The organism is Candidatus Pantoea communis, from assembly GCF_011752685.1.
Lineage (GTDB): Bacteria > Pseudomonadota > Gammaproteobacteria > Enterobacterales > Enterobacteriaceae > Pantoea > Pantoea communis.
In genome coordinates this window covers 106063-123189 of the sequence record NZ_VWXC01000007.1, presented here as the reverse complement: position 1 = coordinate 123189, position 17127 = coordinate 106063, and the positions used below count along the sequence as shown (strand labels likewise).

Here is a 17127-nt window from a genome sequence, read left to right as displayed (position 1 = left end):
CCGATTTGAGTCTTTGAACGATGAAACCTTCCGATGCGGAAGAAAATAAAAATGATTTATCAGGCGCTGGTTAAGGGCAGCGGGTGCTCAGCAAACAGCGGCGGTGCATTAAACACAGCGGTAAATTCACCGATACGCTCCGCCGGTGTTGGTTTGCCCAGCAGATAGCCCTGCAGCGTGTCAAAACCGAGCCCGGTCAGCAGACGCTGCTGTTCCTCGGTTTCTACCCCTTCGGCCACCATGCGCAGATTGAGACTTTGTGCCAGTGTCAGCATCGCGCTCACGACGGTGGCGTCCTCGCTGTCGGCACGCAGGCTGTTAATAAAGGCGCGGTCGATTTTCAGTTCGGTGGCTTCCAGATGTTTCAGATGCAGTAAATTGGCATAACCAATACCGAAGTTATCGATCGCCACTTTCACGCCGAGCTGATGCAATTCTGCAATGCGCTGCTGGCTGAACTGCGGGTCGCGCATCGCGATATTCTCGGTAATCTCCAGCATCAGCGCCCCCTCCGGCAGCTGATAGCGCAGCAGTGCATGACGTAAGCTGTCGATGAGATCGCGCTGATGGAATTGCAACGCCGAAAGGTTAACTGACACGCTCCAGTCGCGGTTGCCTTCATCGTGCCACTGTTTTAACTGACGGCACGCTTCGTTGATCACCCAATTGCCCAGCGCCACGATTTGCCCGGTTTTCTCCGCACGCGGCAGGAACATATCCGGCATCAGTAATCCGCGACGCGGATGTTGCCAGCGCAGCAGCGCTTCGAAGCCCATGAGCACCGTGCCGCCTGCGCGGAATTTTGGCTGATAAAACAGGCACATTTCCTGGTATTCCAGCGCATTCCACAGGTCATTCGCCAGCGCCAGCTGATGCTGTGCCACGGCGCTCATCATCGGTTCAAACAGACACCAGCCGTTTCGGCCGCTGTGTTTGGTGTGATACATGGCGGAGTCGGCGTTGAACATCATTTCCTGCTGACTACGACCGTGCTGCGGGAACACCACGATGCCAATACTCAACGACACCCGCAGTGAATAACGATCCAGTTCAAACGGCGCATCAATCGCATTTACCAGCTGCTGCGCCAGCGCCGAGGCTTGCAAATCATTGTATTGTGGACACAGCAGCACAAACTCATCGCCACCCAGTCGCGCCAGCAGCACGCCCTCGCCCAGCTGCACGCGCAGACGTTCGGCGACCGCGATAAGCAGGCGATCGCCCACGTGATGGCCCCAGGTATCGTTGACGGCTTTGAAGCCGTCGAGATCCATAAACATCAGTGCAAAGCTTTCATCCTGCAAGGTGGCTTGCTTGATCTGTGCCGTCAGCTGCTGCTCCAATAACACGCGGTTAGGGAGCGAGGTGAGATTGTCATGCATCGCCAGCTGGCGCAGTTCGCTATTGGCACGCTTGAGCTTGGCCGCCAGACGCGCGGCGCGCAGCTGAGCATCCAGCATGGAAACTAACAGCGTGAGGCCAAGGATGGACAGCGTGATAATGGTCACCCACACCGCCAGTCCATCCTCACTGATGCCATGATGCTGCTGCATGGTGCTCGGCATGCTGTACTCCGCCGCCGCCATGCCGGTGTAGTGCATCCCGGCGATGGCAATACCCATCACCAGCGCGGCACAGACACGCATAATCCACACGCTCTCGCCCTGGCGCAGATGAAACGCCAGCCACAGTGCCGCCCCCGAGGCGGCATAGGCAATCACCACGGAGAGCGCGACCAATGGCATGTCCCAGCGAATCGCCGGTTCAATCATCAGGGCATTCATGCCGATGTAATGCATCGCCACCACGCCGCTGCCGAGTATCAGGGTGCCACTTATCAGCCGACGCGGGGTCAGATGGCTGCCCTGAACACCCTGGGCGAAGGCGAAGATGGCAGAGAGGATCGCCACCAGCAGGGAAACCGTGGTGAGGGTAATGTCATAACGCATGGTCATCGGCATCATCATCGCCAGCATGCCAATGAAGTGCATCGCCCAGATGCCAATGCCCATCGCGGTGCCACCGCCAATCAGCCACATTTTCGCCAGGCAGCCGCGTGAAACCGCGACGCGTCCAGCCGTATCCAGTGCGGTAAACGCAGCAATGAAGGCCACGATCAATGAAACCGTGACCAGAACGCTATCCCAGGTAACTAGCAGCATGTGCGCTCCTAAAATCAGCCCGCTGCTGAGCAGGAGCTGTATCGTCAAAAATGATCAAAAGGTCGAAACATTGATTAAGGGTGAGTAATGACCGCACGCAGTGAGGCAGAGGGGGGAGCCGATCCAGACAATTCTGGAAACACCGCGCTATGTTTTTGGTTTTTCATCTTCAGTCGCAGTCAGAAAAATTAATAATATCTGATTAATGCACGAACATAGCATTGAACGGTTAATCGCGGTAGAGGGTTAAATCACTCGCTGTTTAGTTTTTTTAACCGGTTGTCACCCCTTGCGATTACTACGTTATCGGCGATAAGTGTGAATTGATTAATGAAAAATCTAAGCGCAACGCTCCCAGTGTTGATTTGCTGATCTATAGTAAAGAAAACTGATATAAATCATAAACCCACCACCTAAGAATATTCCTAGATGTCGGGCACTTACGCAGTAAAGCCGATCGTGGCTCTTGTTTGACTTCGGATTCGTTACATAAATAAATCACCAGGTGAAAAAGCACTGACCTTGGATAATCAGTAAGGAATGATTATGAAACTCAAGCTTTTTCTTTTGGCGTCCAGCCTGAGCGTAGTGCTCGCCCCTCATGCGGCTTTTGCCGCCACCACAACGGGAACCATTAATGCGACCCTGACCCTGACCACCGGTTGTCTGGTGAATGGTCAGTCTGCCACCACAGGCGTCAACTTCGGTACCCTGAACTTTGGTAGCAGCGCCGCAACCTTCGATACCCTGAATGCCACGCTGGTCGGCGCATCGGGCAACGGTATTTATGTTCGCTGCACCACCGGCCAGACTTTCAACGTGCAGGTCACCAGCAGTAATGCTGCACCGGCGACCATTTACGGCACCGTCAGCGGACAGCCTCGCTATCTGATCCTCGGTTCCAATAACACCCAAGGCATTGCCTATACCCTGTATAGCGATGCGGCATTCACCACCGCCATCGCCAATAACACCAACATTGCCGCCAGCGGCACCACGGACCCGACCTTAGGCACTAACTACGCCATTTATGGTCGTGTGGTGGGCGGCGGGTTTAACCCGCTGATTCCGGCAGGGACTTATACCGACACCATTAACGTTGCGGTGAACTACTGAGGTCAGTTGTAGGGTAATCAGGGTGGCCGTAGTGCAGCGTTGGGTGCACATTGCAGGCGGCCTCGCCCTGCTGATAGGGAGCGTCTCTGCCTGGGGGTTGCCAACCGCAGCCTTTCAGGTCTCTGCATCAGTAGTGGCAGGCTGTGTTGTCTCCGGTACCAATACCGGGGTCTTTGGCACGCTTAATTTCGGTACGCAATCTGGCGTATCGTCCAGCAGCGTGAGCGCCAGCTATGTGCAAAGCACCACCATCACCCTTGCCTGCACGCCAGGCACTGCCGTCAGCATGAGCATTAATGGCGGCTCCAACTACACCTCCACCCGCAATCTTAAGGTCTCGGGCAATACCAATACCGTGCCCTATTACCTCTATACCAATGCGGCGCACACCACGGCGATTCCGGTGAACAGTGCCGTGGCGCTGAGTTACAGCAACGCCAATAACATTACTTTGCCGATTTATGGCCTGTTAACGCTGCCCGGCCCCACGCGCGCCGGCACTTATACCGACACCTTAACCGTTACGCTTAGCTGGTGACGGAAGTGATAAAGAAGGATGAAAAATCATGAACCTGCGCGCCCTGTTACTGTTGTTTATCATGGCACTAATGCCTGCTGCCCACGCTGCCAATTCGCTGATGATTTGGCCCATCGATCCCACCATCAATCCCGATGATAAAGCCAGTGAGCTTTGGCTGGAAAACCGTGGGAATGCCACCACCATGATGCAGGTGCGCATCTTTAGCTGGCTGCAAGTGGGCGGTCAGGAACAGTATCAAACTCAGCAGCAAGTGGTCGCCAGCCCGCCGATGGTGCGCCTCGAACCGGGTCAGAAACAGCTGGTGCGACTCATTAAGCAGGGCGCGCCGGAAGCGGGACGCGAAATGTCCTACCGCGTGGTGCTGGATGAAATCCCTACGCCACGCACGCCCGGCGAAAATCAGGCGGGATTAACCTTCCAGATGCGCTATTCGGTTCCGCTGTTTGTTTATGGTAACGGCGTCACCAGCGACAGTGCGAAGCCGCAACTCAGCTGGCAACAGGTGGACAGTGGTGGAAAACGCTGGCTGGAACTCACCAACCGTGGCAATGGCCATGCGCGGCTGAGTAACGTCACCATTGGTGGTCGCCGCCTGGGCAATGGCCTGTTTGGCTACGTACTGGCAAACAGCAGCAACCGCTGGCCATTAACCAGCAGCGTGAGCGGTGAGCTGTCCGCAGAAGTGAATAAAGGGCACTGGAGCAGCGCGGCCGCGCGTTGATGACGTTTTCGCTGCATCCCTGCACGTTGGCAGTGGCTAGCGTGCTATGCCTGTTACCTCAAATCAGTAGCGCGGAGACCTTTTCCGAACTACCACCGCCCCCTGCGCTGGAGAACAACGCCAGCGGTCAGCAGTACATGCTGGAGCTGGTGGTGAATCAGAACGCGCGCGGCGATATCGTGCCGGTGGAGCGTAAAAACGGCGACTTTTGGCTGCGCAGTGGCGATTTAAAGCGTGCCGGTATCCCTGCGGAGAAACTCCAGGGCGAGCAAATCGATGTGAATCAACTTGCGGAGGTGAAAGCAGAATATGACGAGCGCCGTCAGCGCCTGTTGCTCACCGTTCCGCCCGCCTGGCTGCCCGGCCAGGTGATCGGTAAAGATCAGCGCGGCCCTCGCTATCCGGGGCGAGCCAGTAACGGTGCGCTGCTCAATTACGACTTTTACGCCACGCGTACCGATAATGCCGGTTCCCGCCTGTCGAGCTGGAATGAGCTGCGCGTGTTTGGCCCCAGCGGGCAATTCTCCACTAATGGCGTGTATACCCAACAGCTTGAAGGCGGTGTCAGCGGCCAGCAAGAGGGATACATTCGCTACGATACCTGGTTCAGCAATGAAGATGAGAACGATGCAATTAGCTGGCGCGCCGGGGATCTGGTCACCGATGCGCTGAGCTGGAGTAACAGCGTGCGTCTGGGCGGCGTGCAGATCGCGCGTGATTTCAGCGTGCGACCGGATTTGGTCACTTACCCGCTACCGGCGTTTTCCGGCCAGGCCGCAGTGCCCTCTTCCGTCGATCTGTTTATTAACGGTTATCGCAGCACGCAAGCCAATGTGCAGCCGGGTCCGTGGTCGCTGACCAATGTGCCGTTCGTCAATGGCGCGGGCGATGCGGTGATCACCACCACCGATGCCGTGGGGCGCCAGGTCACTACCACGCTGCCGTTTTATGTCTCCAGCAGCCTGCTGCGACAGGGTTTGTCGGATTACTCCTTCTCGGCCGGTGCTATTCGTGAAAACTACGGACTGGAGAACTTTGACTATGGCGCAGCAGCAGCCAGCGGTTCTTATCGTTATGGGTTAACCGACTGGCTGACGCTGGAGAGCCATGCGGAAGGCAGCGACAGCGTGGCCACCGGCGGCGCTGGGGGATTGGTGAAGCTCGGCAGCTGGGGCGTGGTCAATGGTGCGCTGGCACAAAGTCAGATGGAAGGTAAACCCGGCACGCAATACAGCTGGGGTTATCAATATAACAACAGCTGGTTTAGCCTCGGCACCCAGCATGTATTACGCACCGCCGATTACGGCAATCTGGCGCTGGTCGGCAGCCGGGGCGACAGCGCCAACACCAGCTACTCACTGGCGCGACGCAGTGCGCAGTACACCGCCAGCGTGTCACTCAATCAATACGGCAGTCTGGGACTGGCCTACTTTGATATTGCCGGCGGATCGGGCGATCGCACCCGTTTATGGAACCTGTCCTGGAGTAAAAACCTGTGGGGTAACAGCAGCCTGTATATCTCCGCCAGCCGCGATCAGGAACAGGGCGACTGGAGCGGTGCCATCTCTTTGGTGATCCCATTCGGCGAGCAGAGCAGTGCTTCGGTGAGCTACGAGCGCGATCAGCAGGGCAACAACAATCAGCGCCTCTACGTGTCACGCGCCATGCCGACCGATGGTGGCTTTGCGTATGATGCGGCCTGGGCCAATCAGGGTGGCGACAGCGGTGATTACCGCCAGGCAAGCCTGCGCTATCGCAATAACAAAATCGACACCTCTGCCGGGTTCTACGGCGATAACGATAACACCACGCAGTGGGCCGATTTCACCGGTTCGCTGGTGCTGATGGATAACCGCGTGTTTGCCGCCAACGACATCAATGATGCATTTGTGGTGGTGAAAACCGATTACCCGGATGTCACGGTGCGCTATGAAAACCAGGCAATGGGACGCACCGATAATCAGGGCTATTTGCTGGTGCCATCGATCAGCAGTTACTACGGCGCAAAATACGATATCGATACCCTGGATTTACCTGCCGATCGTACCGCACCGAAGGTGGAACAGCGTTTCGCGGTGAAACGGAAAAGCGGTTACCTGCTGAACTTCCCGGTGGAGCGCCTGCGTGCCGCCAGCGTGGTGCTACAGGATAAACAGGGGCAACCGTTGCCGATCTCCAGCCAGGTGTTGCGCCCGAATCAGGGTACGGAATATATCGGATGGGATGGCATTGTCTGGATGGAGAATCTGAGCGCAGAAAACCCGATTCATGTCGTGACGCCTGATGGGCGCAGTTGTGATACCACGCTGACCATTGCGGACGGCCAGCCAAAAGCGCTGGAGACCTACGGTCCGCTGACGTGCGATCTGCCGCCGCCGTCGCCGGGTTCGGCGGTCAGCACGGCCAATAATTCACAGTCAGGAATCTCACCATGAGAAAGTTTCTTTTGCTGCTGGCGCTGTTTCTGCTGCCTGGTATGAGTTATGCGGCCTGTACGCTTTCAGCGCCGACGGCAACCTTTGGTTCCGTGACCACCTTTGCGGTGGGGTCTACCGCGCAAGCCACTTCCAGCATCACCAACGTTAACTGTGGAACAGGCACGCTTTCGCTGTTGGGTACCGATAATGTCACCTACGCCTTTACCACTGCCACCTATCTCAGCGGCACGCGTGCCGTGTTGAAAACCGCCAGCACCGGCACGGACAGCATTCCGATTCAGATGTGTATCGACAGCGCTTGTGCCAGCGAACTCACGCAGGGGTCTAACCACGTTTATAGTTCATCGGCATTGTTAACACTGGGCAGCACGCTCAATTTCAATATTCCGCTTTATTTCCGCACAGTGCCTGGACAGGTGATTGCCGCAGGTAGTTACACGACGACGATTACGCTCACGGTGAGCTATACGGTATGTGCCGGGTTGAACGTAGCAGGTTTATGCGTAGGTACAGTACAAACCAGCACCGGCACCCCCATGCCGATTACCGTCAATCTTGTTGTCACCAACGACTGCACCACCATCACCGCGCCTAACGTGAGTTTTGGCAGCGCACCGCTGGTGGGGAGTTTCTCCACGGTGCAGCAGACGATCAACGTGGTGTGTTCTAAAGGCAGCACCTTCACTGTGGGGTTGAGCAATGGCAGCTACTACAGCGGCACCACGCGCCAGATGGCGAGCGGTACCAACCGGCTGGCTTATGACATTTATAAAGGCACCACCACCACGACACGCTGGGGACCCACTGGCACCGACCGCTGGAGTAGCGCCAGCGCCACCTCCCTGAACGCGGATCTGGTGACGCGCAACTTCACCTATACAGCGCAGATTCTGACGACGCAGAATACGCCAGCGGCGGGAAGTTATACGGATAGTGTGGTGGTGGATCTGTCGTTTTAGGCAGGGCATGGTCGACGATGTCGTTTGTAGGCCCGATGATTGCGTTTCACTGCACCATACCCACACATCTGCATAAACAAAAAAGCAGCCCCTTCAACAAGGGGCTGCTTTATTCGAATAGCTTCTTAACAGGCTGACATGAGGCCCGCTGTCAGCCAGGGCGTTACAGTGAAGCTCCCACCGGCGTGCCGCCATGGCGCGCCTGATACTGTTTCACCATGCGGCCAATCAGCAGCGTGCCGATCAATCCGCACACCGCCGCGAATGACAACCACACGCCGGGCATCGCTTTATCACCCGTGGCATGGATCAGGTAGCTTGAAACCGCTGGCGTGAAGCCACCAAACAGCGCGGTCGCCAGGCTATACGCCAGTGAGAAGCCGGTGGCGCGCACTTCAGCCGGCATAATTTCCGCCAGATAGACCACCATCGCACCGTTATAGCTGGCATACAGGAACGATAACCACAATTCCGCTTCCACCAGATGCGCAAAGGTGGGCGATCCCACCAGCCAGTGCAGCACCGGCCAGGTGGTGAGAATCATCAGGATAGTAAAGATGATCAGCAGCGGACGACGTCCTATGCGATCCGACAGCGAACCCATCACCGGCAACCAAATCAGGTTAGAGATACCGACAAAAAGCGTCACCATAAAACTCTGCTCATCGCTCATCATCAGCACGGTTTTACCGAAGGTCGGGGTGAAGGCGGTGATCATGTAGAACATCACCGTGGTGGTCACCACCATCAGCATACCCGCCAACACCAATGCCCAGTTCTCACCGACCGAGCGCATGATCTGTCCCATGGAAGGATGTTGTTTACGTTTGCTGAACGCTTCGGTTTCTTCCAGCATGCGACGGATCCAGAACAGGAACGGCACAATCATACAACCGACAACGAACGGAATACGCCAGCCCCACTCGGTGACCGCTTCCTTCGCCAGCAGATGATTAAGACCGAGGCCAAGCAGCGCAGCGAAGATCACCGCGACCTGCTGACTACCGGACTGCCAGCTGACATAGAATCCTTTGCGTCCTTTTGGCGCCACTTCAGACAGATAAACCGACACACCGCCCAACTCCACGCCCGCAGAGAAGCCCTGCAGCAAACGACCCAGCAGGATCATAATCGGCGCGGCAGCGCCCAGCGTGGCATAGCCCGGAACCAGGGCGATGGTGAGTGTGCCCAACGCCATCAAGCCCAATGTCAGCAACAGCCCTTTACGGCGTCCGTGATGGTCGATGTAGGCACCGAGAATAATCGCGCCGAGCGGACGCATCAGGAAGCCCGCACCAAAGGTCATCAGCGTGAGCATCAATGAAGCAAAGGGATCATCTCCGGGGAAAAAGGTTTTGGCGATCGCCGTAGCGTAATAGCCAAACACCATGAAATCGTACATCTCAAGAAAGTTACCACTGGTAACGCTAAAGATGGTTTTGGCACCGCCTTGCGATGGCTTTTGTAAAGATTGACTCGCGCTCATATTGTCCTTCCTGGGTTTTTCTTCCGTTGTAGCGGGTTGCGCCAGGAATAGATGTGATCGGCTTCACCATTGCAGTTTACAAAAGTGAGACCAAAAGTAACAAGAAATTAACATTGACGGCGGGAGCAAATAAAAAGGGCCGCTATCGATAGCGGCCCTTGTGAGCGATAAGATGGGGTGATTTATTTCTTCACCGTCTCCATGCCCATCAAACCAATCTTCAGATAACCCGCTTCGCGTAACTGATCCATCACGCTCATCAGGGTTTCATAATCCACAGACTTATCCGCCTGGAAGAAGATGGTGGTGTCTTTCTTGCCTTCGGTCTGCGCCGTCAGCGCATTCACCAGCGTCTCTTTGGTGACCGCATCGTTGCCGATATAGATCTGCTTATCTTCCTTAATAGAAAGGTAAACCGGTTTTTCCGGACGCGGCTGCGGTGCGCTGGTGGAGGCAGGCAGGTTAACGCGCACATCCACCGTGGCTAATGGCGCGGCGACCATAAAGATGATCAGCAGAACCAGCATAACGTCGATAAACGGCGTCACGTTGATTTCATGCATTTCGCCATCGCCTACCGAGTCATCGTTTAAACGCATCGCCATAATACTTATCCTACACGCAGTTTCTGTGCCGCTGCCGGACGGGTCGCTTCTTTCGCGGTGTCCACATTGCCGAGATCCAGATCACGGCTCTGCAGCAGCATCACCTGCGCCGCAACATCACCCAATGAGGCTTTGTAGCTGGCAATCATGCGCGCGAAGACGTTGTAGATAACCACAGCAGGAATAGCAGCAACCAGACCAATCGCGGTCGCCAGCAACGCTTCTGCGATGCCCGGCGCCACAACAGCGAGGTTGGTGGTCTGGGTTTTAGCGATACCGATAAAGCTGTTCATGATGCCCCAAACGGTACCAAACAGACCGATGAAGGGTGCAACAGAACCGATGGTAGCGAGGAAGCCGTTACCGCGACCGGCATGACGGCTGAATGCCGCAACGCGACGATCAAGGCGGAAGCTGGTACGTTCCTTAATGCCATCAAGGTCTTCGGTACCTGCAGAGAGCTCCAGCTCGTTCTGCGCATCGTTCAGCAACACCGCACTGTGGCTGTGACTTTTAAAGCTTTCAGCGGCGCGGTAAGCATCATTAAGCGAACGCGCTTCGCCCAGCGCCTGCTGTTCGCGTTTCAGGCGACGTTTCGCCCCGCTCAGCTCAGCAAACTTGCCGAAGAAAATCGCCCAGGTGACAACCGAGGCCAGTAACAGGCCAATCATCACCACTTTTACCACGATATCGGCATGCTGATACATGCCCCAAACGGAGAGGTCCGTTTGCATCAAATCACTGGCTACCACGCTGCGTCTCCAACTTCTGTTGCACAGTTCACGATTGAAGCGCGGATCATAGCAAAAAAATTGACCGAAGTGATAGTAGTTCTCATTACTATTTACAAACGATTAATGCTTCAATTTCCAACAATCTATGTGGTTTTTATGGATGCGCTGGCTGATGTTTTACAAATGTGACCTAAACTGAAAATTTATTAAAACATCGTTTCAAAATGTGATGTATTTCATCCAATCAACATTTGACCACTTTTTCGCCAGCGCAATTTCACTATTCTGAGCCAGCCCTTCCCGATTGTGGTGTGCCTGACACCGCAAATGATCATCAAGCTGGAGCAATAATAATGACATCTAAAAAACGACTCACGATTGCAATCTCTTCTCTGGTTATGCTGCTGGCGAGTGGTGCTCACGCCAAAGTGTTAAAAGTCGCGGAAGTACAGCCCGCCGGTTATCCCACTGTGGTCGCGCTGCAGCATATGGGCGATAAGTTAAAAGAAGCGACGCAAGGACGATTAGAGTTGAAGGTCTACGCTGGCGGCGTGCTGGGCGATGAGGATCAAACGCTGCAGCAGGTTCAGCTCGGCGCGATTGACATGATTCGCGTCTCGCTGGCTCCTGTCACCACTATCGCCCCTGAAACCAGTGTGCTAACCCTGCCCTATGTGTTCCGCGATGAAGACCACATGCACAAGGTGCTGGATGGCGATGTCGGCAAACAGATTGTCGAGAAATTCGATAACGATCCCCGCACGCGCATGGTGTTCCTCGGCTGGACCGACGCGGGCACACGCAACATGATCACCAAAAAACCCATCACCAAACCCGAAGATTTGCAGGGGATGAAAATTCGCGTGCAGAACAGTGCCATTTCACTGGCCACGCTGAAAGCGATGGGTGCCAATCCTGTGGCAATGGGCGTCAGCGAAGTGTTTAGCGCCATGCAAACTGGCGTGGTCGATGGCACAGAGAACAATCCACCGACGTTTGTCGCCCACAACTATCTGCCCGTGGCGAAGTACTACACCCTGAGCGGCCACTTTATTCAGCCGGAGATGATCCTGTTCTCTAAAGCCTCATGGGGACGGCTCTCCGCTGAAGATCAGGCGCTACTGAAGAAACTCGGCAAGGAAGCGCAGGATGAAGAGCGCCAGCTGTGGGCCACTTACACCGCCCAGTCAGTGGAGAAAATGAAAGCCGGCGGCGTGACATTCCAGGACACCAACCGCGATTACTTTATGAAAGCCACGCAACCGGTGCGCGACCAGTTTGGCGGCAATTATCAGGATCTGATGAAACAGATTGCGGATGTGAAATAACCCTCTCAGCGCCGCGCGACCGCGTGGCGCCTTGCTCAGGTAACGAAGCATGAATGCATATTCCCGTTTAATGGATGGGCTCTATCTGTTGTGCATGGGCATCGCGGCGGTAGCCCTGTTGATCATGGTCACGGTGATACCCATCGGTATTTTCGCGCGCTATGTGCTGAACGGTGCCCTCTCATGGCCGGAGCCGGTCGCTATCGTCTGCATGATCATCTTTACCTTTATTGGTGCGCCCGTCGGATTGCGGGCAGGCACACACATTTGTGTGTCGATGGTGACCGATCGCCTTTCCGAAACCGGGCAAAAATGGGCGCAACGGCTGTGCAACCTGCTGCTGATCGTGGTGTGTCTCATCCTGCTGCAGGCCAGCTACAGCTTGTGCGAGGCCATGTGGATTCAACCGCTGGCGGCCTTGCCTGCTGTGACGTATGGCGAAATGTATCTGCCCATTCCTATCGGCGCGCTGTTTACGCTGCTGTTTGTGATCGAGCGAATACTGAATGGCGATCAAAGTCAGCGTCCGCTAGTGACGCTGGGCGGCACACACTAAATTCGGAGCACTAAAATGGATGCTTTCATTCTGGTTGGTAGTTTGGTGTTGCTGCTGTTGGTCGGCTTCCCGGTGGCGTTTGCCGTGGGGTTTGCCGCTTTTATTGGCGCCTGGTGGATTGATTTGCCACTGGAAGCCGTGGTGATTCAGATCACCAACGGGGTAAACAAATTTTCACTCCTCACCATTCCGTTCTTCATTTTGGCCGGGGCGATCATGGCCGAGGGAGGGATTGCCCGACGTCTGGTGAACTTTGCCTATATCTTCGTCGGTTTTATCCGCGGGGGCTTGTCGTTAGTGAATATCGTGGCATCGACATTTTTTGGCGCGATTTCAGGATCGTCAGTGGCCGATACCGCCTCGATCGGGTCGGTGATGATCCCGCAAATGGAGCAAAAAGGTTATCCGCGAGATTTTGCCGCCGCCGTGACCGCCAGCGGTTCAGTGCAGGCGGTATTAACGCCGCCCAGCCATAACTCCGTGATCTACTCGCTGGCCACCGGTGGCGTCGTTACCATATCCTCATTGTTTGTTGCGGGTATTATCCCCGGGCTGATGCTGGGATTCTGTTTGATGGTGATGTGCCTTGCGTTCGCACGCAAGCGCGGTTATCCCAAAGGTGAAGCCATTCCGTTGCGTCAGGCGGTGAAAATCTTCTTCGATGCGTTCTGGGGACTCTTTACCATCGTCATTATTTTGGGCGGCATTCTTTCCGGCATTTTTACCGCCTCGGAATCCGCTGCGATCGCCTGCCTGTGGGCGTTTTTTGTCACGATGTTTATTTATCGCGATTTCAAATGGAATCAGCTGCATATTCTGGTGTTTCGTACCATCAAAACCGTCACCATTGTGATGGTATTGATTGCCTTTGCGGCGGGCTTTGGCGCAGTGATGACCTTTATGCAACTGCCGACCATGATCACCGATGCCTTCACCAGCATCTCTGATAACAAATACGTGATTCTGATGTGCATCAACGTGTTACTGCTGGTGATCGGCACCTTGATGGACATGGCCCCTATTATTCTGATTTTAACCCCTGTCTTGCTGCCCGTTGCCACCAGTCTGGGCATCGATCCTGTGCATTTTGGCATGATTATGATGACCAACCTGGGTATCGGTCTGATCACCCCGCCGGTCGGTACCGTGTTGTTCGTTGCCAGCGCCGTCAGTAAACAGAAAATTGAGCAAGTGGTGACGGCCATGCTGCCCTTCTACGTCACGCTGTTTTTCATCCTGATGCTGATCACTTACGTGCCCGCGCTATCGCTCTGGCTGCCGCATGTCATGGGTGTGATGTAACGCGAAATCGCAGGGACGCGCTTTTGCCCGGCCAATTCATCGACTGACTCCGATAATCCGCAATCAGGGTCAACCCACTGCGGTGTTTCGTGGTAACGTGAATGTTTTGTGGTAAGTGTCAGGAAAGGCAGTGATGGCAACGAATAAAATTGATACCACGCTGGTTAGCGCGGGACGAAGCAAACGTTACACTCAGGGCTCAGTTAACAGCGTCATTCAGCGCGCATCTTCACTGGTTTTTGACACGGTTGCTGACAAAAAACGGGCGACGGCAGGTCGTGCATCGGGCGAGCTTTTTTATGGTCGCCGTGGCACCCTCACCCACTTCTCGCTGCAAGACGCCATGACCGAACTGGAAGGCGGCGCGGGTTGCGCGCTGTATCCGTGCGGTGCAGCGGCAGTATCCAATGCGATTATCTCTTTTGTCGAAGCGGGCGATCACATTCTGGTGAGCGGCGCGGTGTATGAACCGACGCAAGATTTCTGCACCAAAATTCTCAGTAAGCTGAATGTCACCACCACGTTCTTTGATCACTGCATCGGCAGCGAAATCAGTGAACTGATTCAGCCGAACACGCGCGTGGTATTCCTCGAATCTCCCGCCTCCATCACCATGGAAGTGCAGGACATTCCCGCCATCGTCGCCGCCGTGCGTGCGAAAGCGCCCGACGCGATCATCATGATTGATAATACCTGGGCGGCGGGCGTGTTGTTTAACGCGCTGGAGCATGGCATCGATATTTCGATTCAGGCGGGCACCAAATACATTATTGGTCACAGCGATGCGATGATTGGCACCGCCGTCGCCAATGAACGTTGCTGGCCGCAGCTGCGTGAAAACTCGTACCTGATGGGCCAGATGGTGGATGCCGATACAGCGTATATGGCCAGTCGCGGCTTGCGCACGCTCGGTACGCGTTTGCGCCAGCATGAAGAGAGCGGTTTGCAGGTTGCCGAATGGCTGGCGGCACAACCGGAAGTGGCGCGCGTTAACCATCCGGCGCTGGCGCAGAGTAAAGGTCATGAATTCTGGCAGCGCGATTTCAACGGCAGCAGCGGACTGTTTTCCTTCATTCTGCATGAAAAACTGAGTCGTGAGCAGCTGGCGAATTACCTCGATCACTTCCACCATTTCAGCATGGCTTATTCCTGGGGTGGCTATGAATCCCTGATTCTGGCCAACCAACCGGAAGAGCTGGCGGAGATTCGTCCGGCAGGCGGCGTCGATTTCGACGGTACGCTGGTGCGTTTGCATATTGGTCTTGAACACGTTGATGACCTGCTGAACGACCTGAAAGCGGGCTTTGCGCGCTTAAAACAGTAAATATTTAAACAAAACCTAAACCATTTCGTGCCGCATCGGTGAGATCAACGTCTGCGATGCCACAGATGGTTAAAATAGAATCCTTGTGACTCGATGGGATAGCAGATGGGTGTTTTACATGAGATTGTTCACGCGCTCTGGCATCAGGATTTTGCCGCGCTGGCCAATCCGGATGTCGTGTGGATTGTCTACGGCGTGATGTTTTTAACGCTGTTTCTGGAAAACGGTTTGTTGCCTGCCTCTTTTCTGCCGGGTGACAGCCTGTTGCTGCTCGCAGGCGCCATGATTGCCAAAGGCGTGATGGATTTCGTGCCCACCATGGTGATTCTGACCACTGCCGCTAGCCTGGGTTGCTGGTTGAGTTATTTACAGGGGCGATGGCTGGGCAATACGCGGATGGTCAAAAGCTGGTTGATGCATTTGCCGGCGCAATATCATCAGCGCGCCTGGAATCTGTTTAACCGCCACGGTTTGATGGCGCTGCTGGTCGGGCGTTTCCTGGCGTTTGTTCGTACCTTGCTGCCGACCATGGCGGGCATTTCGGGTTTACAGAATGGGCGCTTCCAGCTGTTTAACTGGCTGAGCGGCGCGCTGTGGGTCGGGATTGTGGTCGCCATGGGCTATGGCATCAGTCAGGTGCCGTTTATCAAGCGTCACGAAGATCAGGTGATGGCGGTGCTGATGGTGCTGCCGATGGTGTTGCTGTTTGTCGGTCTGACCGGCAGCATCGTGGTGATCTGGAAAAAACGCCGCCAGAAAATATGATTAAGACGCGGCGTCAAACGGCAACGTTTGGCGCACGCGGCTGGCTTCCTCTCCCGGCGTCACGCCGAAATAGCGCTTAAACTCCCGCGAGAATTGCGAAGGGCTTTCATAGCCTACACGTACCGCTGCCGCACTGGCTTTCATCCCATCCTGCAACATCATTAATCGTGCCTGATGCAGACGATAGCGCTTCAGATATTGCAGCGGCGAGGTTTGGGTGACGGCTTTAAAGTTGTGATGAAACGCCGAAACGCTCATGTTCACTTCGGCTGCCAGCATATCGACGCTGAGACTTTCGGCGAAATGGCTTTCGATGCGTCGCAAGGCGCGCGCAATCTGGCTGAACTGGGTCTGACGATTCACCAGCGACAGCAGCGCACCGCCAATCGGGCCGGTGAGCACATAGTAGATAATTTCCCGCACCAGCTGTGGGCCCAGCACGCGCGCATCACGCGGATGGCTCATCGCATCCAGCAAACGCTCGGCAGCGCACAGCATCTCTTCACTCATAAACGCCGAATGGATACCGGAAGTCTGCAACTGCGGCTGAAATTGTTCGTCGTCGCCAATATCCATCAACAGATCCTGCAAGCTGGCGATATCCACGCTCAGGCACATGCCGGCCAGCGGCTCTTCCGGAGTGGCTTCGGTTTCGCATTCCACCGGCAGCGGTACGGTCAGCATCAAATACTTCGTGGCGTCGTAATGAAACACCGTGCTGCCGAGATAACCGGTTTTACGTCCCTGAAAAAGAATCACAATGCCGGGTTGATACATCATCGGCGTGCGCGGAAGCGTTTCGCAGGCGTAGATGAGCTTGACGTTTTCCACAGCGCACAGCGGCTTACGCGCATCATTCATTAGCGCGGTTACGCGCTGCGCCAGCTGGCGGCAAAGGGCATCGTTCGGCATGGATCACTCTCAGGCAGCAAAAAAATCAGTGTGCCGCAATGCTGCTCAAAGCTCCACCCTTCAGCAGAATCAGGCAAGATTCTGGCAGAAATGACCAGGGTAAAAGGGCGAGGTGATTGCCACAATGATCCTGCGGTTGAGTTTGTTGACTAGACTTAACCACAGCGCTTTTACGGTA

At 55.2% G+C, this 17127-nt stretch carries 15 protein-coding genes; 10 read left to right on the top strand and 5 right to left on the bottom strand.

The features are described from left to right. Window positions 1-59: 59 nt before the first annotated feature. Window positions 60-2162, bottom strand: coding sequence for a putative bifunctional diguanylate cyclase/phosphodiesterase (locus F3J37_RS11485; RefSeq protein ID WP_166933472.1), 2103 nt, complete (start codon window positions 2160-2162; stop codon window positions 60-62). A 546-nt stretch (window positions 2163-2708) separates the two neighbouring features. Between F3J37_RS11485 and F3J37_RS11480 the strand changes: the two genes are divergently transcribed. The 5 genes from F3J37_RS11480 to F3J37_RS11460 are packed head-to-tail and all read left to right on the top strand — an operon-like array spanning window position 2709 to window position 7937. Then, window positions 2709-3278 carry a spore coat protein U domain-containing protein gene (locus F3J37_RS11480; protein WP_045814784.1) on the top strand — a complete coding sequence of 190 codons (570 nt, stop codon included), beginning with the start codon at window positions 2709-2711 and terminating at the stop codon, window positions 3276-3278. A gap of 22 nt (window positions 3279-3300) precedes the next feature. Next, the gene (locus tag F3J37_RS11475; RefSeq protein ID WP_166933471.1) at window positions 3301-3816 is read left to right on the top strand and encodes a Csu type fimbrial protein; all 516 of its coding nucleotides are present in this window, start codon (window positions 3301-3303) and stop codon (window positions 3814-3816) included. Between the two features lie 25 nt (window positions 3817-3841). After that, entirely contained in the window at window positions 3842-4540 is a 699-nt protein-coding gene (locus tag F3J37_RS11470; RefSeq protein WP_337023451.1) for a fimbrial biogenesis chaperone, read from the top strand. Continuing rightward, window positions 4537-6975 carry a fimbria/pilus outer membrane usher protein gene (locus F3J37_RS11465; RefSeq protein WP_205298917.1) on the top strand — a complete coding sequence of 813 codons (2439 nt, stop codon included), beginning with the start codon at window positions 4537-4539 and terminating at the stop codon, window positions 6973-6975. The genes F3J37_RS11470 and F3J37_RS11465 overlap by 4 nt, the downstream gene beginning before the upstream one ends. After that, a complete protein-coding gene (locus F3J37_RS11460) occupies window positions 6972-7937 on the top strand; it encodes a Csu type fimbrial protein (protein ID WP_166933467.1) in 966 nt (321 codons plus the stop codon). The genes F3J37_RS11465 and F3J37_RS11460 overlap by 4 nt, the downstream gene beginning before the upstream one ends. 163 nt (window positions 7938-8100) lie before the next feature. On the opposite strand, the gene F3J37_RS11455 is transcribed toward F3J37_RS11460, so the two are convergent. The 3 genes from F3J37_RS11455 to exbB all read right to left on the bottom strand — a co-directional run bounded on the left by F3J37_RS11455 (window position 8101) and on the right by exbB (window position 10762). Further along, entirely contained in the window at window positions 8101-9423 is a 1323-nt protein-coding gene (locus F3J37_RS11455; protein WP_166933466.1) for an MFS transporter, read from the bottom strand. Between the two features lie 182 nt (window positions 9424-9605). Next, complete coding sequence (gene exbD / locus F3J37_RS11450; RefSeq protein WP_034828432.1) at window positions 9606-10028, bottom strand: TonB system transport protein ExbD; 423 nt, start codon at window positions 10026-10028, stop codon at window positions 9606-9608. 5 nt (window positions 10029-10033) lie between these two features. Then, window positions 10034-10762: a tol-pal system-associated acyl-CoA thioesterase gene (exbB, locus tag F3J37_RS11445; RefSeq protein ID WP_205298925.1), complete on the bottom strand. Its 729-nt coding sequence runs from the start codon at window positions 10760-10762 to the stop codon at window positions 10034-10036. A gap of 353 nt (window positions 10763-11115) precedes the next feature. Here exbB and F3J37_RS11440 point away from each other — a divergent pair, with 353 nt between their 5' ends. The 5 genes from F3J37_RS11440 to F3J37_RS11420 all read left to right on the top strand — a co-directional run bounded on the left by F3J37_RS11440 (window position 11116) and on the right by F3J37_RS11420 (window position 16037). Then, window positions 11116-12090 carry a TRAP transporter substrate-binding protein gene (locus F3J37_RS11440; protein WP_097118131.1) on the top strand — a complete coding sequence of 325 codons (975 nt, stop codon included), beginning with the start codon at window positions 11116-11118 and terminating at the stop codon, window positions 12088-12090. 49 nt (window positions 12091-12139) lie between these two features. Then, window positions 12140-12646 (top strand): TRAP transporter small permease, encoded by a 507-nt coding sequence (locus F3J37_RS11435; protein WP_166933462.1) that lies wholly within the window; start codon window positions 12140-12142, stop codon window positions 12644-12646. A gap of 15 nt (window positions 12647-12661) precedes the next feature. Further along, window positions 12662-13948: a TRAP transporter large permease gene (locus F3J37_RS11430; protein WP_034828425.1), complete on the top strand. Its 1287-nt coding sequence runs from the start codon at window positions 12662-12664 to the stop codon at window positions 13946-13948. A 133-nt stretch (window positions 13949-14081) separates the two neighbouring features. Continuing rightward, window positions 14082-15272, top strand: a complete 1191-nt coding sequence (gene metC / locus F3J37_RS11425) for a cystathionine beta-lyase (protein WP_034828423.1) — start codon at window positions 14082-14084, stop codon at window positions 15270-15272. 105 nt (window positions 15273-15377) lie between these two features. Further along, window positions 15378-16037 (top strand): DedA family protein, encoded by a 660-nt coding sequence (locus F3J37_RS11420; RefSeq protein ID WP_034828422.1) that lies wholly within the window; start codon window positions 15378-15380, stop codon window positions 16035-16037. Here the strand turns inward: F3J37_RS11420 and F3J37_RS11415 are convergent, their stop codons facing one another. After that, window positions 16038-16949, bottom strand: a complete 912-nt coding sequence (locus F3J37_RS11415) for an AraC family transcriptional regulator (RefSeq protein ID WP_034828421.1) — start codon at window positions 16947-16949, stop codon at window positions 16038-16040. Between the last annotated feature and the right edge of the window lie 178 nt (window positions 16950-17127).

Bases quoted from the DNA above. Each gene is read 5' to 3' on its own strand.
- F3J37_RS11435 (WP_166933462.1), top strand. From the start codon at position 12,140: ATGAATGCATATTCCCGTTTAATGGATGGGCTCTATCTGTTGTGCATG.
- F3J37_RS11485 (WP_166933472.1), bottom strand. From the start codon at position 2,162: ATGCTGCTAGTTACCTGGGATAGCGTTCTGGTCACGGTTTCATTGATC.
- F3J37_RS11455 (WP_166933466.1), bottom strand. From the start codon at position 9,423: ATGAGCGCGAGTCAATCTTTACAAAAGCCATCGCAAGGCGGTGCCAAA.
- F3J37_RS11430 (WP_034828425.1), top strand. From the start codon at position 12,662: ATGGATGCTTTCATTCTGGTTGGTAGTTTGGTGTTGCTGCTGTTGGTC.
- exbB (WP_205298925.1), bottom strand. From the start codon at position 10,762: ATGCAAACGGACCTCTCCGTTTGGGGCATGTATCAGCATGCCGATATC.
- metC (WP_034828423.1), top strand. From the start codon at position 14,082: ATGGCAACGAATAAAATTGATACCACGCTGGTTAGCGCGGGACGAAGC.
- F3J37_RS11415 (WP_034828421.1), bottom strand. From the start codon at position 16,949: ATGCCGAACGATGCCCTTTGCCGCCAGCTGGCGCAGCGCGTAACCGCG.
- F3J37_RS11420 (WP_034828422.1), top strand. From the start codon at position 15,378: ATGGGTGTTTTACATGAGATTGTTCACGCGCTCTGGCATCAGGATTTT.
- F3J37_RS11440 (WP_097118131.1), top strand. From the start codon at position 11,116: ATGACATCTAAAAAACGACTCACGATTGCAATCTCTTCTCTGGTTATG.
- exbD (WP_034828432.1), bottom strand. From the start codon at position 10,028: ATGGCGATGCGTTTAAACGATGACTCGGTAGGCGATGGCGAAATGCAT.
- F3J37_RS11480 (WP_045814784.1), top strand. From the start codon at position 2,709: ATGAAACTCAAGCTTTTTCTTTTGGCGTCCAGCCTGAGCGTAGTGCTC.
- F3J37_RS11460 (WP_166933467.1), top strand. From the start codon at position 6,972: ATGAGAAAGTTTCTTTTGCTGCTGGCGCTGTTTCTGCTGCCTGGTATG.